Source organism: Nitratireductor sp. L15S-10 (genome assembly GCF_045011005.1).
Taxonomy (GTDB): Bacteria; Pseudomonadota; Alphaproteobacteria; order Rhizobiales; family Rhizobiaceae; genus Nitratireductor.
The window spans coordinates 2,839,356-2,854,100 of the sequence record NZ_CP120674.1; the positions used below are offsets into that span (position 1 = coordinate 2,839,356).

Here is a 14,745-nt window from a genome sequence, read left to right on the forward strand (position 1 = left end):
GCACTGGATTGCGTGCCCGTGCTCCCTTAAATGAAAGGGAGTTTCGACAGGATATTGTTCATGACCGCCAAATCGCTTCTCGACGCCTTCGATTGTTCTCCCGATCGTCTGAAATCCCTCGTTGCCGACACGATCAGCGGCGCGGATGACGGGGAACTCTTCCTCGAATACCGGGAAGGAGAAGCGCTTGTTTTCGACGATGGACGCCTGAAGACCGCGAGCTTCAACACCGATCAGGGTTTTGGCCTGCGCGCCGTTGCCGGTGAAGCCTCGGGCTATGCCCATTCCAGCGAGTTGACCGAAGCCTCACTGCGCCGAGCCGCCGATGCCGTCTCTACAGTGAAGGACGGATATTCGGGAAAGCTCGCCACAGCTCCCGTCGGCACGAATCAGCGTCTTTATGGGGACGAGAACCCGATTGCCTCGCCAGACTTCGAGGAAAAGGCAAAGCTCCTGCAGGAAATCGACGGCTGGCTTCGCGCGAAAGACCCGCGCGTGCGGCAGGTCACAGCCTCGCTCGCCGCCTCATGGCAGCATGTCGAGATTGTGCGTGCCGACGGCCAGATCGCCCGCGACATCCGCCCGCTGGTCCGCGTCAACGTTTCCGTTATGGTCGGTGATGGTGACCGGCAGGAGACCGGCACCCATGGCATGGGTGGGCGCAAGAGTTTTGGCGAGTTTCTGGCCGAGGATTCCTGGCAGTTCGCCGCAAGCGAGGCACTGCGCCAGGCGCTCGTCAATCTGGACGCCGTGCCTGCGCCTGCCGGCACCTTCGACATCGTGCTCGCCAATGGCTGGCCGGGCGTCATGCTGCATGAGGCCGTGGGCCACGGGCTCGAAGGCGACTTCAACCGCAAAAAAACCTCGGCCTTCGCTGGCCTGTTGGGTGAGCAGGTTGCCGCAAAGGGCGTAACCGTTGTCGATGACGGCACTATCCCGGAGCGGCGCGGTTCGCTCACCATAGACGATGAAGGCACGCCGTCGGGCCGCAACGTCCTGATCGAGGACGGCAGGCTGGTCGGCTACATGCAGGACCGCCAGAACGCCCGTCTGATGGGCATGGCCCCTACCGGCAACGGACGCCGCGAATCCTATGCCCATGAGCCCATGCCTCGCATGACCAACACCTACATGACCGGCGGCGACAGGGCGCCCGAGGAAATCATCGCCTCGGTGAAGAAAGGCATCTATGCCGTGTCCTTCGGCGGCGGCCAGGTGGACATCACCTCCGGCAAGTTCGTGTTCGGCTGCACCGAGGCCTACATGATCGAGGACGGCAAGGTCACCCAGCCGATCAAGGGCGCCATGCTGATCGGCAACGGACCCGACGCCATGCACCGCGTCTCCATGGTCGGCAATGACATGACCCTCGACAATGGCATCGGCATGTGCGGCAAGGCCGGACAGGGCGTACCGGTCGGCGTCGGCCAGCCGCACCTGCGCATGGACCAGATGACTGTCGGCGGCACGCAGACCTGATGGATTACCGGCGCATCGTCATACTCACCGGTGCGGGTGTCTCTGCCGAATCGGGCGTGGATACGTTCCGCGACAAGAACGGGCTATGGTCGAAGATCGACTACCGCGACGTGGCAACGCCCGAGGGCTTTGCCGCCAACCCCGCGCTGGTACATGACTTCTACAATATGCGCCGGCGCAGGATCGCCGAGCTGGAGCCCAACGATGCCCACCGCGCACTCGCCCGACTGGAGCGGGAATTTTCAGGTGACGTTCTGCTCGTCACCCAGAACATCGACGATCTTCACGAGCGCGCCGGCTCGAAAAACCTCATCCACATGCATGGCGAACACCGAAGCGCGCTCTGCACCCATTGCGGCGATCGCAGCCCGTGGGACGGCGATATGTCCCTCGAAACGCCCTGCCCCGCCTGCGCCACGGGCGGACATTTGCGCCCCGACGTCGTGTGGTTCGGCGAAATGCCCTACCAGATGGAGCGCATCTACGGCGCGCTCCGCGCTGCGGATCTCTTCATCTCCATCGGCACGTCAGGCAATGTCTATCCGGCAGCACAATTCGTGCAGGAGGCAGGACGCCACGGCGCGCGCACGATCGAGCTCAATCTGGAACCGTCCGACACCTTCGATGATTTCGACGAGGCCATCCACGGACCGGCCAGCCGCGTGGTGCCATCCTATGTCGACATGCTTTTGAAAAGCTGATCAGCGCCGCTTCTGCTTCTTCTCCAAAAGCGCCACCGCTTCCACATGCGGCGACCAGAGGAACTGGTCGATTGGTACAACCCGCGTGACCCGATAACCTCCTTCCACAAGGATCGCCAGATCCCGCGCCAGCGTGCCAGGATTACAGGAAACCGCCGCGACCCGCTTGACATCGGAGCGTGCAATCTGCCGGCACTGGAACTCGGCCCCCGCGCGGGGCGGATCGAATACCAGCCCATCAAATTGCGCCAGTTCCTTCATCAGCAGCGGGCGATGGAAGAGATCGCGTTTTTCCGCCGTCACCGGCTTCAAAGATGACCATTGCCGCGCGGCGATATCGAGCGTGGCAAGCGCAATCGCATCGCCTTCAGCCGCATAGACCCGCGCCTTGTGTGCCAGCCGCAGCGCAAACGTGCCGCTGCCGGCGAAGAGGTCGGCAACGTGTTTGCAACTCTCCAGATGCCCCGTCACCAATCCGGCCATCGCCTCTTCCGCGGCAACCGTGGCCTGTAGAAACCCTGCCGGCGGAATGGCCACCGGCACGTCTGCAAACATCACGCTGGGCTTCCGGCCCTCCACAATGATCTCGCCATCGGCAGAAAGCCGGGCAAATCCCTTTTCCAGCGCCAGGTCGATCACCGCCCGGCGCTGTTTTTCACCGAGCCGTCCCGCGCCCACCGCTGCAATGTCGAGCCCGGTGCGGGTTTCCGTCACCGTCAGGTGAAAGGGCTTCGGCGTCGCCGCGATGGCCTTGGCCAGGACCCGCAGATCCTCAAGCGCGGCAACAATTTCGGGTGTTGCCACCGGGCATTCCTCAATCACGACGATGCGATGGGATTGCGCCGCATTGAAACCCAGAAGAACCTCGGATCCCAGCCGCCTTGCGGTAAACGTCACGCGGCGGCGCGAATGCGGCGGGCAGGCGAGCGTCTCTTCCACTTCGGTTTTGATACCGCGCGTCTCCAGTGCGGTCACGACCTTCTCACGTTTCCAGGCGAGATAGGCTTCGCTCTCAAGGTGCTGTACCGCGCAGCCCCCACAATCACCGAAATGCCGGCAGGCAGGCTCGATGCGGTCGGGCGAGGCCTCGCGCAATGTCCTCTTCGCAGCACGCCCCTTGCGCAGTTCCGCTTCCACCACTTCGCCCGGAAGCGCAAACGGCACATAGGCAGGTCCCGTGGGCGTAAGCGCGACGCCATCGCCCTGTGCTCCCAGATGATCGATCGTAAGCGTTTCGCTCATTGGTCCTTGCGTCCGGCCAGTAGAAATTCGCGGTTTCCGTCTCCGCCTTCGATGGGTGACGGCGCAAGCCCCACGGCCCGCCAGCCGGCATTCGTCCCCAGCCATTTTTCCAGCTCTGCGGCGATTTCTTCGGCCTTTGCCGGATCGCGCAGCAAACCGCCCTTGCCAATGGCCTCTCGTCCCGCCTCGAACTGAGGCTTCACAAGAAAGATACCACATGTCCCTCGCGCCGCCAGCGCGAGCGCCGGAGGCAAAGCGAGTTTCAGTGAAATGAAGCTTACGTCCGACACCAGGAAAGCCGGCACGCGCCCTGTCAGATCTTCCATCGTCAGGTGCCGGGCGTTCACCCCTTCGAGCGAGGTCACGCGTGCATCGCTTGCAATTCGCGGGTCCATCTGCCCAGTGCCCACATCAATGGCCGTCACATGGGCCGCGCCGCGCTCCAGAAGCACCTGCGTGAACCCGCCCGTGGAAGCTCCAATGTCGAGTGCATGGCAACCTGCCGGGTCAAACCCGAAAGCGTCGAGACCATGCAAGAGCTTCACAGCGGCGCGAGAGACATAAGCACTTGCCGGATCGTCCACCTTCACCTCGGCGGCGGGCGTAACAGTCTGCCCGGGCTTTTTCGCCGGTGTTCCGTCCACCTTCACCGTGCCGCGCAGGATCGCATCACGCGCCCGCGCACGGCTCGCAAACAAGCCCCTGTCCACGAGAAACTGGTCGAGCCTCATCCGGCCATCTCTTGATGGGTTTTCTCTTGATGGGCTTTCTGCGGAAGCGGTTGAACGCGGTCAGGCACGCGCTGCGCTTTCCGCACGCTGGCCCAAGGCCGCAAACACCGTGCGCACAATCGCGCCCGCATCGAGCCCGGCATCCTCCACCATGCGCTCGGGCTTTGCGTGGTTGACGAAACGGTCGGGCATGGCCATGGGCCGCACCTTCACGCCGCTTTCAAGCAGGCCCTCATGCGCCAGGAAATTGAGCACATGCGAGCCGAAGCCGCCAATCGCACCTTCTTCAATGGTGATCAGCACCTCGTGTTCCAGCGCCAGCCGCCTGATCAATTCCCGATCAAGCGGCTTTGCAAACCGCGCATCGGCAACCGTGGTCGAGAGCCCAGCCGCATCCAGTTCGTCGGCCGCTTTCAAACAGTCTTCCAGCCTGCTACCAAACGAGAGAAGCGCCACTTTGGAGCCTTCGCGCATCACCCGTCCCCTGCCGAGTTCCAGCACTTCGCCGCGTTCCGGCATCTCGACACCAACGCCATTGCCACGCGGATAGCGGAAGGCTATGGGGCCCTGATCGTGCTCGACGGCGGTGCGCACCATGTGCCGCAGCTCCGCCTCGTCGGCAGCCGCCATCACGACGAAATTCGGCAGGCTGGCCAGATAGGTGATGTCGAACGCGCCGCAATGGGTTGGGCCATCCGCGCCCACAAACCCCGCCCGGTCGATGGCAAAACGCACCGGCAGGTTCTGCAGTGCCACGTCATGCACCACCTGGTCATAGCCGCGCTGCAGAAAGGTCGAATAGATCGCCGCAAACGGGCGCAACCCCTCGGTTGCGAGACCGGCAGCGAATGTGACCGCGTGCTGCTCGGCAATACCCACATCGAAAGTCCGCTCCGGAAATTCCTTCTCGAACAGGTCGAGCCCGGTGCCCGAGGGCATGGCAGCCGTCACGGCGACGACCCGCTCGTCCTCGCGCGCTTCCTGGATGAGCGACTGGGCGAAAACCTTGGTGTAACTCGGCGCATTGGCAGGTGCCTTGGCCTGCGCGCCGGTGATGACGTCAAACTTGTTGACACCGTGATACTTGTCCGCCGCCGCCTCGGCTGGCGGATAGCCCTTGCCCTTTTTCGTCACCACATGGATGAGCACCGGTCCGGTGCCGTTGTCGCGCACGTTTTTCAAAACCGGTACGAGATGTTTCAGATTGTGCCCGTCGATCGGGCCGATGTGAAAGAAGCCCAGCTCCTCGAACAGCGTCCCACCGGTAACATAGCCGCGCGCATGTTCCACCGCGCGCGTGATGGCGCGGTCGACCCCTTCTCCCAGATAGGATGTCAGCTTCTTGCCGAGATCGCGCACGCCCTGATAGGTGCGCCCCGAGGCGAGGCGGGCCAGATAGGCGCTCATCGCGCCCTGCGGCGGGGCAATCGACATGTCATTATCGTTCAGAATGACGATCAACCGCTCACCCAGCGCCCCCGCATTGTTCAACGCCTCGTAGGCCATGCCTGCAGACATGGCACCATCGCCGATCACCGCGATGACATTACGTTTCTCGTCTTTCAGCCTGTGCGCAACAGCCATGCCGAGGCCAGCCGAAATGGAGGTGGACGAGTGGGCTGTGCCAAAGGGATCGTATTCGCTCTCCGAGCGCTTGGTGAAACCATAGAGCCCGCCCTCCTGGCGCAGCGTGCGGATGCGCTCGCGCCGCCCGGTCAATATCTTGTGCGGATAGGCCTGGTGGCCCACATCCCAGATCAGCCGGTCGCCGGGCGTGTCAAACACGTAGTGCAGCGCCACGGTCAGTTCGACCACGCCGAGCCCGGCACCAAGATGCCCACCGGTCTTCGAAACCGCATCGATCAGTTCCGCGCGCAATTCGTCTGCAAGCTGGGGGAGATCATCCTGCGAAAGACACTTCAGATCGGCGGGTGTGCCGACCGTATCAAGAAGGGGAGTGTCGGGCGGCGATTTCACGCGCATCACCTCGGCTGTTTGCTTCACTTCGACATAGGGCTTCGGCCACGCAAAGTAAACGCAATGCGATGAAACAGTACAGTTTCACCGGAACCTGATTTTCGGTCAGAGAATACAAAACAACCTCCGTACAAACAAATGTACAGAGGTTGCCTGTCTCGGGATTGTTTTGGTCTCAAGTCTCGTCGAGCGGCTCGCTGCCGACGGCTTGTCCCTCACGTGACAGGCGGATCTTTTCCACCTTGTCTTCTGCGGCCTTCAGGAGCTGGTCACAGTGCTTTTTCAGCGCCTCGCCCCGCTCGTAGATTTTGATCGACTGATCGAGGGGCACATCGCCGCGCTCGAGATCCTCAACGATCTTCTCCAGCGCCTCAAGTGCCTGCTCGAAGCTCATGCTCTTGATGTCGTTGTTGGCTTCTTCGGCCATCTCTCACCCCTTCAACAAACGGCCGACATGCGCAGCGACCGACACGGAAAGTCCCTGCAGGTCGTACCCACCTTCAAGCAGGCTGACAAGGCGCCCCTGTGACAAACGGTCGGCCCGTTCCATCAGCATGCCGGTCGCCCAGTCAAAATCCCCGGCTTCCAGATTCAGTTCCGCCAACGGATCGCGCCGGTGTGCGTCGAAACCGGCAGAAATGATGATCAGGTCCGGCGAAAACCGGTCGATCGCAGGTAATACCTTTTTGTCGAACGCGTCGCGAAACGCCGCAGAACCCGATCCGGCAGGCAGGGGCGCGTTGACGATGTTGCCGGCACCCGTCTCATGGGCTGCGCCCGTGCCCGGATAAAGCGGCATCTGATGCGTGGAGCAATAGAGTACGCTCGGATCATCCCAGAAAATGTCCTGCGTGCCATTGCCGTGATGCACGTCCCAGTCAACGATGGCGACGCGTTCTGCACCGTGTTTCTTCTGCGCGTGGCGAGCCGCGATGGCGGCATTGTTGAATAGACAAAACCCCATGGCACGGTTTTTCTCGGCATGATGTCCAGGCGGACGCCCCGCCACAAAGACATTGCCGACCTCACCGGAAAACACATCATTCACACCGGCCAGAGCGCCGCCAATGGCCGTCAGGGCGGCCTCAAGGCTCTTCGGGCTCACGGTCGTGTCATCGTCAATCACGGCCAGTCCCTCTTCCGGAATGCTGGCTTTTACCCTTTCGAGATGCTCGGCCGGATGTGCCTGCAACACCGTCTCCTCATCGGCCAGCGGCGCTTCCAGCCGCTCGAGATAGGCGAATGGCTCGTCGTCCAGCCGGTCGACAATCGCCCGCAGGCGATCCGGCCGCTCGGGATGGCCGGGCGGCGTGAGGTGCTCACGACAGATCGGGTGTGTGTAAAAGCGGGTTTTCATCCGGCAAGTGTAGTGGCCAAACCATGGCTTGGCCATGACGGGTTTCCGGGCTTTGCCCGCATGTCAACAGGCTTTCACCCGCCGGGTTTTGCAGGGGCTGCACCGGAGCGAACACCCACCGTCTCCAATGCCCGTTCCTTCAGTTCGCGGAACTGCCTGGATGCGCTGCTCAACCGCTCGTCCCATTCGCGGTTGGGGGTCTGTCCTTCGATGGCCCTGAAATAGACCGACATGAGCGCGGCAATGGCAAAAGGTTCGATGAGCGCAGCTTTCACGGCCCAGGCAAACACTATGGCCAGCACAAAGGCCCAGCCCGCCAGTTGCCCCGGCATGGCATAGAGGATCGCCCCGGCCGGGGCCAGCATGACAAGGAACACGACAAAGGTCAGAAGCCACATAAAGAGCGCCAGCCAGATGGCATTCTTGAGCATGATCTTGCCATTCTGGGCATAGAGCACCACGCCCTGCCGAGCAGTCTCGAACGGCGTGCTTGAACCGATGCGGATGTTATAGCCGAGAATGATCTCGTCCACATAAGTAAGCGCAATGCGGATCACCGTGTTGACGAAACGCACCAGCGTATCGAGGCCCGGAATAGGAAGAAAGCCGGCTATGCCGCCCAGAAGTCCGGTCAGAACGCGAATCACGCCTTTTACGAGCTGGTCGAGAACGAAAAGAACATTCGCCTCGGCAAAACGTGCCGTCACCTCCTGCCGTGCATAGGCGATCTGGCTTTTGCCGTCAGGCACATCGCGCCCGTCGATCAGATGCACCATCACCGCGATGTGGCCCGCCTTGACGATGTAGAGGATGTACTCGCGAATCCAGTAGACGATTGCGGAAACCAGTCCGAAACCGACAATTCCGCCCCAAAGCGCAAATGTGCCGGGGCCACCGGGGTCGGTAGAAACATGGCCTACACCATAACCGACGCCCGCCCCTGTTCCGGTGGCAAAGATATAGGCGACGGTGATTCCGAAATAGACCAGCATGCGCAGTACGATGAAGGGCCATGTCCGGCCCATGATCGCCAGCGTCCTGCCAATATCGAAATCCCACATGAAACAGCCCCAAACCGCCCCCGCCAATTGGCGAAATCATGACCGATGACGCAGGATTGTCAACCTGGAGTAGGCGCCGCGTTGCGAAGGCCATCAAGCAGCCGCTTGAATGCAGATACAGCTCGTTTCGACGTCGCCTCGGGGTCATCCGAATTGGCAATCCATAACGAGGCGTGCAGACTGGCCCCGCTTACAAGACGAGCCATCGCTTCGGGGTCGGCGACATCCGCACGCCCTTCCGCCACCAGTCTTTGAAGGCTGGCCGTCAGTGAGCGTATACAGGATGGCTGATTGGGCCAGTTGAACGGATCGCCAAGGACCGAGGGGCCGTCGAGCAGCATGATGCGCTGGATCTCCGGCTCGAGAGCCATCTCGATGTAAGCAACGCATTCGTTCACGAAGCCCTGCCAGGGATCGCTGGCGCTCCGTGAAACGCCTTTGAGCCTTTCGGTCATCTCCCCGTCGATCTGCATGATGACCGCTTCGAACAGTCCCTCCTTGCCGCCGAAATGGTGATAGAGCGCGCCGCGCGTCAGGCCTGCGCCTGCGGTAAAGTCATCCATTGAAGCATTCGCATAGCCAACCCTGCCGAAGGCATCCCGCGCTGCGGCCACCAGTTTTGCTCTGGTTTCGGCAATCATTTCACTGCGCGGCTTATGCACCATTCAACTCTCCATTCACATACGCGACGTATATCAATTGACATACGAGACGTATGTCATTATCTGATCCACATACGCTGCGTATGTAAAACACCCCTGCTTCTGCATCAAGGATCATTCCAATGGCCAACCCCTATCGCCAGATTTTCAAGGCACCGGGCTCCAAAGGCTTCGCCGCAGCCGGTTTCTTCGCCCGATTGCCTATTGCCATGGCCCCCATCGGCATTGTCGCCATGCTATCACAGACCCACGGTGAGTATTGGCTCGCCGGCGCTGTCTCGGCCACTTTTGCCCTAACCAACGCATTCGTTGCCCCGCAAATTTCGCGCCTCGTGGACCGGCGTGGCCAAAGTGCCATACTGACGCCTTTCACTGCCATCTCCGTGATCGCTTTTTTCCTGCTCATTACGGCAGCAAACCGTGACTGGCCGTTGTGGACCCTGTTTGTTGCCGCCCTCGCCGCAGCCACCATGCCCAGCATCCCGGCAATGGTGCGATCGAGATGGACCGAGATCTTTCACGACAGGCCCGAACTCAACACGGCCTTCGCTTTCGAATCTGTCGCCGACGAGCTGGTCTATATCGCCGGCGCTTCGCTTTCGGTGGGATTGAGCGTCTCGCTCTTTCCGGAAGCCGGCATGTTGGCCAGTACGCTCTTTCTGGCTTTCGGAACTGCAGCTTTCGTGTTGCAGCGCTCGACCGAACCCGGCATACGTCCTGCCGAAGATGGGCCGTCGCACTCCGCGATCCGCCTGCGTTCGGTGCAGATCGTCACACTTGCCCTGATCTTCGTCGGTGCCATCTTCGCCACCGCCGAAGTCAGTTCCGTGGCCATCACCAAAGCTCTTGGCCAGCCGGGTGCCGCCAGTCTTGTCATCGGTGTCTACGCCGTGGGCTCATTCCTGATTGGTATCGTCATCGGCGCACTCAACCTCAAAATGCCCCTGCAACGTCAGCTCGCCATCGCAGTGGCCGTGATCGCGTTCACCACGGTTCCGCTTCTCTTCGCCAACACCGTTGCCTTGCTCGCGCTGGCCGTCTTTGTCAGCGGCCTTGCCGTCTCGCCAACATTCATCACCGCATTCGGCGTGATCGAGCGCCGTGTGTCCCCGGCCATGCTGACAGAGGGTATCACCTGGGTTATGACCGGCATCGGGATCGGCATGGCGCTGGGTTCGTTCGTCGCCGGCTGGGTGATCGATGCATTCGGGCCGCAGAACGGTTTCTGGGTTTCGGTCGCAGCGGGCTTTTCCGCCCTGTTGACGGTGCTGGTCGGTCAAAAAAGCCTTGCGGGCGAACGCCGCGCGGCAGCCGGTGCGACATTCCAGCCGGCGGAATAGTGCCGCCAGACTTTATCCAGACTTTACCCTGAATTTATACTGAGACAGGCTCGGACAAGTCGGGCCTGTCTCACAGGGTTCAAACGATATCGGTCGAGGCGATTTCGATGCCGAAGCCCTCAAGCCCCACATAGTGACGCTCACGCGAGGCCATCAGTTTGATGGAAGAGATGCCGAGATCCCTGAGAATTTGTGCGCCAAGACCGATTTCGCGCCATTCACTCTCACGCCGCAACGCTTCGTCATGGTCCTCACGGTCGCTTCCCGCTGGACGGCGACGGTTTTCATGGGCGACACCCACCGAGCCCTCACGCAGATAGACAAGAACGCCGCGGCCGAGCCGCGCCATGCGTTCCATGGCTTCGTGCAGCCGCTCTTCCCTGCCAAAAACATCCGTCACCACATCCTCGGTGTGGAGCCTGACGGGAATATCCACCCCGTCCCGGATGTCGCCAAAAACAATTGCGACGTGCTGCATCGCTTCCCAGGGAAGCGTGTAGGCATGCGCCTTTGCCGGGCCGCTCGGTGTGTCGATGTCGAAGCTCGCCACGCGCTCCACCAGCGTTTCCTGTCGCTGGCGATAGGCGATGAGATCCGCAACCGAAACCTGCAGGAGCCCGTGCTGCTCGGCAAATGCCGAAACCTGCGGTCCGCGCATCACCGTGCCGTCATCATTCACCAGCTCGCAGATGACCCCGATGGGCGGCAGTCCGGCGAGCTTGCACAGATCGACAGCAGCCTCCGTATGGCCCGAGCGCATCAACACACCACCCTCACGTGCGACCAGCGGGAAGATGTGTCCGGGGCGCACGAAATCGGCAGGGCCCACATTGGGGTTTGCCAGATTGCGCACGGTCAGCGTTCGATCTTCAGCAGAAATCCCCGTCGTGGTGCCATGCTTGAAATCGACACTCACCGTGAAAGCGGTTGAATGCGGGGCGTCATTCTCGGCAACCATCGGTGCAAGGTTCAGCCGCTTTGCTTCGCCGTGGGGCATCGGCGCGCAGACAATGCCGGATGTATGGCGCACGATGAAGGCCATCTTCTCGGGTGTGCAATGCGCTGCCGCAACGATGATGTCGCCCTCGTTCTCACGACCATCGTCGTCCATGACGACAACCATCTCGCCCTTTTCAAAGGCACGAAGGGCTTCGACCACCTTCTTCTGATCATAGGGCATCAGCAAACTCCGTCAGATGCGGCCGGTCTGGCCACGATGGCGCAGATAATGATCGGCAATGGCGCAGGCAACCATCGCTTCGGCAATCGGCACGGCGCGAATGCCCACACACGGATCATGCCTGCCCTTGGTCATAACATCGACTTCATTGCCATCCCTGTCGATGCTCTGGCGCGGCGTCAGGATCGACGAGGTCGGCTTGACGGCAAAGCGCGCCACGATGGGCTCACCGGTGGAGATGCCCCCCAGGATGCCGCCTGCATTGTTGCTCAGGAAACGCGGCGTGCCGTCATTTCCCATGCGCATCTCGTCAGCGTTCTCCTCGCCGGTAATGCGGGCCGCCTCAAAACCATTGCCGATCTCCACGCCCTTCACGGCGTTGATCGACATCAGATTGGCGCAGATATCCTGGTCGAGCTTGGCATAGACCGGCGCACCGAGCCCCGCCGGAACACCCTCGGCCACGACCTCGATGACCGCCCCCACCGAAGAGCCCGCCTTGCGGATGCCATCGAGATATTCTGTGAAGATTGCAATAGAACCAGGATCCGGCGTGAAGAACGGGTTCTCCGCATCGCCGATGAAATCCCAGTTCCAGTTCGCCCTGTCGATTTCCTTCTCGCCCATGGCGACCAGAGCAGCACGCACCGTCATCCCCGGCACCACCTTGCGCGCCAGCGCGCCGGCAGCGACCCGGGTTGCCGTTTCGCGCGCGGATGATCGCCCGCCCCCGCGATAGTCGCGCAGGCCATATTTGGTCTCGTAGGTGTAGTCTGCGTGGCCAGGCCGGAAACGCTTCGCGATCTCGCCATAATCCTTTGAGCGTTGGTCGACATTCTCAATCAGCATGGAGACCGGAGTTCCGGTGGTGATCAGCGTTGCGCCATCTTCCTCCGGCAGCACGCCCGAAAGAATCTTCACCGCGTCCGGCTCGCGCCGCTGGGTAACGAAGCGCGACTGGCCGGGCCGCCTTCTGTCCAGTTCGGCCTGGATGTCGGCCTGAGTGAAACGAATACCGGGCGGGCACCCATCAACCACACAGCCGATAGCCGGTCCGTGGCTTTCGCCCCAGGTGGTGACACGAAACAGGTGGCCGAAAGTGTTGTGAGACATGAATGTGGGCTTCCAGAGATCCAGACATGGCGGCCATCGGGCTCAAGCCGCCAGCCGCTCGCACCGCTTCTATTGGCGTTTGCGGACACCGTCAAACCGGATTGCCAATCGCACCAGTTTTGACACATTTATATGGTTAGAAAAATTCAGTGTCTGCGTCATGGACAATTGATGCCCACATTGAAACCCAAGAGGTACTGAATGCGCATTTTCGCTGCTGTTGGGGGCTTACTGATGCTTGTATCCGCGGCCTTTGCCCTGGATACCGAGGGAAGAATCACGAATGTCGACCCCGAGAAGCTGACCATTACGCTTGAGAACGGAGAGACATACAGACTCCCCGGCGAGATGGACGTTTCAGCCATCGAAACCGGGATGACTGTCATCCTTGCCTATCGTGAGGTGGAAAACGGGGTGAGACAGATCACCGACATGCTTCTGCCCGATTAAGCTCAGAACCAGTCTGCCGAACCGCTCTGGAACCTAAGAATTTTGTCCTGAGGGATGGCAAGGGCTGCCGCCTCATCGCTTGATGCGTTTCCGGTCAGATAAAGAAGCGAGCGAATGACCCCGCCATGGGTCACACAGATCGTCGGTTCCCGAACTTCATCAAGCCAGGGTTTGATGCGCTCTGCAAGTTTCTCATAGCTTTCGGCCGCGTCGCCAGGCGGCACGAAACCCCATTTGTCTTCTGAACGACCGGCCGTGCATCCCGGGTTGGCCGCTTCAAGCTCGGCATAGGTAAAACCCTGCCAGTCGCCGAAGTTCAGCTCCATCAGGCGCGCATCCGTGCGATAGCCCTCGCGCGGCAAACCAAGCCCGGCACGCACACGCTCCATGGTTTCGCGCGTGCGCCGCAATGGACTGGCAACAAAATCAAAGCCACCCGCATCGTGATTGAGCAGATCGGCAAGACGGATGCCGTTGCGGTCAGCCTGAACCTGGCCCACCGCATTGATATCTGTATCGGCCTGCCCCTGGAGACGCTCTTCGGCGTTCCACGCGGTCTGACCATGGCGAATGACATACAATAATGGAAGCACGACGCGCCTTCGTACCTACTCCGTCACCACGGAGATATCCGGAGCGTCGACCGCCTTCATGCCGACAACATGATAGCCTGAATCCACATGCAGTATTTCGCCGGTCACGCCACGCGAGAGATGCGAGAGCATGTAAAGTGCCGAATCGCCCACTTCGTCGGTGGTAACAACACGTTTCAACGGCGAGTTGTACTCATTCCAGCGCAGGATATAGCGGAAATCGCCAATGCCCGAGGCGGCCAGCGTCTTGATGGGACCTGCCGAAATGGCGTTGACGCGGATGTTGTTGCCTCCCATGTCGACTGCCAGGTAGCGCACGCTTGCCTCAAGCGCGGCCTTGGCGACACCCATGACATTGTAGTGCGGCATCACCTTCTCGGCGCCGTAATAGGTCAGTGTGAGGATCGACCCACCGTCGCTCATCAGCGGCTCGGCGCGCTTGGCAAGCGCCGTCAGTGAGTAAACCGAGATATCCATGCTGCGCAGGAAGTTTTCGCGGCTCGTGTCGACATAGCGGCCAGTCAGTTCGTCCTTGTCGGAGAAGGCGACTGCGTGGACGAGAAAATCGAGCCTGCCCCAATCCTTCTCAAGCTTTGCGAACACTGCATCGACGCTGTCCATATCCGTCACGTCGCAATGACCGGCGACAATCGCGCCCAGTTCTGCGGCAAGCGGCTCAACCCGCTTCTTCAGCGCATCTCCCTGATAGGTCAGCGCCAGTTCAGCACCGGCATTGGCACATGCTTTCGCGATGCCCCACGCGATCGAGCGATTGTTGGCGACCCCCAGAATGAGCCCGCGCTTTCCGGCCATCAGGCCATTGCCATTTGTCATGGAATGGTTCTCCGAATTCAATTGC

General features: G+C 60.9%; 15 protein-coding genes. 4 read left to right on the forward strand and 11 right to left on the reverse strand.

Annotated elements, in window-relative coordinates; genetic code table 11:
• The first annotated feature begins 60 nt into the window (after positions 1-60).
• Together tldD and P2W41_RS13625 are read left to right on the forward strand one after the other, a co-directional pair.
• Positions 61-1,479, forward strand: coding sequence for a metalloprotease TldD (gene tldD / locus P2W41_RS13620; RefSeq protein WP_404933423.1), 1,419 nt, complete (start codon positions 61-63; stop codon positions 1,477-1,479).
• Positions 1,479-2,180: an NAD-dependent deacylase gene (locus P2W41_RS13625; protein ID WP_404933424.1), complete on the forward strand. Its 702-nt coding sequence runs from the start codon at positions 1,479-1,481 to the stop codon at positions 2,178-2,180. The genes tldD and P2W41_RS13625 overlap by 1 nt, the downstream gene beginning before the upstream one ends.
• Here the strand turns inward: P2W41_RS13625 and P2W41_RS13630 are convergent, their stop codons facing one another.
• The 7 genes from P2W41_RS13630 to P2W41_RS13660 form a co-directional block, all read right to left on the reverse strand.
• Positions 2,181-3,422 (reverse strand): class I SAM-dependent RNA methyltransferase, encoded by a 1,242-nt coding sequence (locus P2W41_RS13630; protein WP_404933425.1) that lies wholly within the window; start codon positions 3,420-3,422, stop codon positions 2,181-2,183. It abuts the gene before it with no gap.
• Positions 3,419-4,153, reverse strand: a complete 735-nt coding sequence (locus P2W41_RS13635; protein ID WP_292899804.1) for a TlyA family RNA methyltransferase — start codon at positions 4,151-4,153, stop codon at positions 3,419-3,421. The genes P2W41_RS13630 and P2W41_RS13635 overlap by 4 nt, the downstream gene beginning before the upstream one ends.
• A gap of 60 nt (positions 4,154-4,213) precedes the next feature.
• Positions 4,214-6,130 carry a 1-deoxy-D-xylulose-5-phosphate synthase gene (gene dxs, locus P2W41_RS13640; RefSeq protein WP_404934980.1) on the reverse strand — a complete coding sequence of 639 codons (1,917 nt, stop codon included), beginning with the start codon at positions 6,128-6,130 and terminating at the stop codon, positions 4,214-4,216.
• 175 nt (positions 6,131-6,305) lie between these two features.
• Positions 6,306-6,557, reverse strand: coding sequence for an exodeoxyribonuclease VII small subunit (locus tag P2W41_RS13645; protein WP_292899800.1), 252 nt, complete (start codon positions 6,555-6,557; stop codon positions 6,306-6,308).
• 3 nt (positions 6,558-6,560) lie between these two features.
• On the reverse strand, positions 6,561-7,487 hold the full coding sequence (locus P2W41_RS13650) for a histone deacetylase family protein (RefSeq protein ID WP_404934981.1): 927 nt from the start codon (positions 7,485-7,487) through the stop codon (positions 6,561-6,563).
• Positions 7,488-7,561: 74 nt separating this feature from the next.
• Positions 7,562-8,548: a hypothetical protein gene (locus tag P2W41_RS13655; protein ID WP_404933426.1), complete on the reverse strand. Its 987-nt coding sequence runs from the start codon at positions 8,546-8,548 to the stop codon at positions 7,562-7,564.
• Positions 8,549-8,607: 59 nt separating this feature from the next.
• The gene (locus P2W41_RS13660; RefSeq protein ID WP_404933427.1) at positions 8,608-9,213 is read right to left on the reverse strand and encodes a TetR/AcrR family transcriptional regulator; all 606 of its coding nucleotides are present in this window, start codon (positions 9,211-9,213) and stop codon (positions 8,608-8,610) included.
• Between the two features lie 119 nt (positions 9,214-9,332).
• Between P2W41_RS13660 and P2W41_RS13665 the strand changes: the two genes are divergently transcribed.
• Positions 9,333-10,550, forward strand: coding sequence for an MFS transporter (locus P2W41_RS13665; protein WP_404933428.1), 1,218 nt, complete (start codon positions 9,333-9,335; stop codon positions 10,548-10,550).
• Positions 10,551-10,629: 79 nt separating this feature from the next.
• Here the strand turns inward: P2W41_RS13665 and ribB are convergent, their stop codons facing one another.
• Both ribB and aroC read right to left on the reverse strand, forming a co-directional pair.
• Positions 10,630-11,730 carry a 3,4-dihydroxy-2-butanone-4-phosphate synthase gene (gene ribB, locus P2W41_RS13670; protein WP_404933429.1) on the reverse strand — a complete coding sequence of 367 codons (1,101 nt, stop codon included), beginning with the start codon at positions 11,728-11,730 and terminating at the stop codon, positions 10,630-10,632.
• A gap of 12 nt (positions 11,731-11,742) precedes the next feature.
• The gene (gene aroC / locus P2W41_RS13675; protein WP_292899790.1) at positions 11,743-12,843 is read right to left on the reverse strand and encodes a chorismate synthase; all 1,101 of its coding nucleotides are present in this window, start codon (positions 12,841-12,843) and stop codon (positions 11,743-11,745) included.
• Positions 12,844-13,077: 234 nt separating this feature from the next.
• Between aroC and P2W41_RS13680 the strand changes: the two genes are divergently transcribed.
• On the forward strand, positions 13,078-13,293 hold the full coding sequence (locus P2W41_RS13680; protein ID WP_292899788.1) for a DUF1344 domain-containing protein: 216 nt from the start codon (positions 13,078-13,080) through the stop codon (positions 13,291-13,293).
• A gap of 2 nt (positions 13,294-13,295) precedes the next feature.
• Here the strand turns inward: P2W41_RS13680 and P2W41_RS13685 are convergent, their stop codons facing one another.
• Positions 13,296-13,886, reverse strand: a complete 591-nt coding sequence (locus P2W41_RS13685; RefSeq protein WP_292899786.1) for a histidine phosphatase family protein — start codon at positions 13,884-13,886, stop codon at positions 13,296-13,298.
• 15 nt (positions 13,887-13,901) lie between these two features.
• Positions 13,902-14,720 (reverse strand): enoyl-ACP reductase FabI, encoded by an 819-nt coding sequence (gene fabI, locus P2W41_RS13690; RefSeq protein WP_292899784.1) that lies wholly within the window; start codon positions 14,718-14,720, stop codon positions 13,902-13,904.
• Between the last annotated feature and the right edge of the window lie 25 nt (positions 14,721-14,745).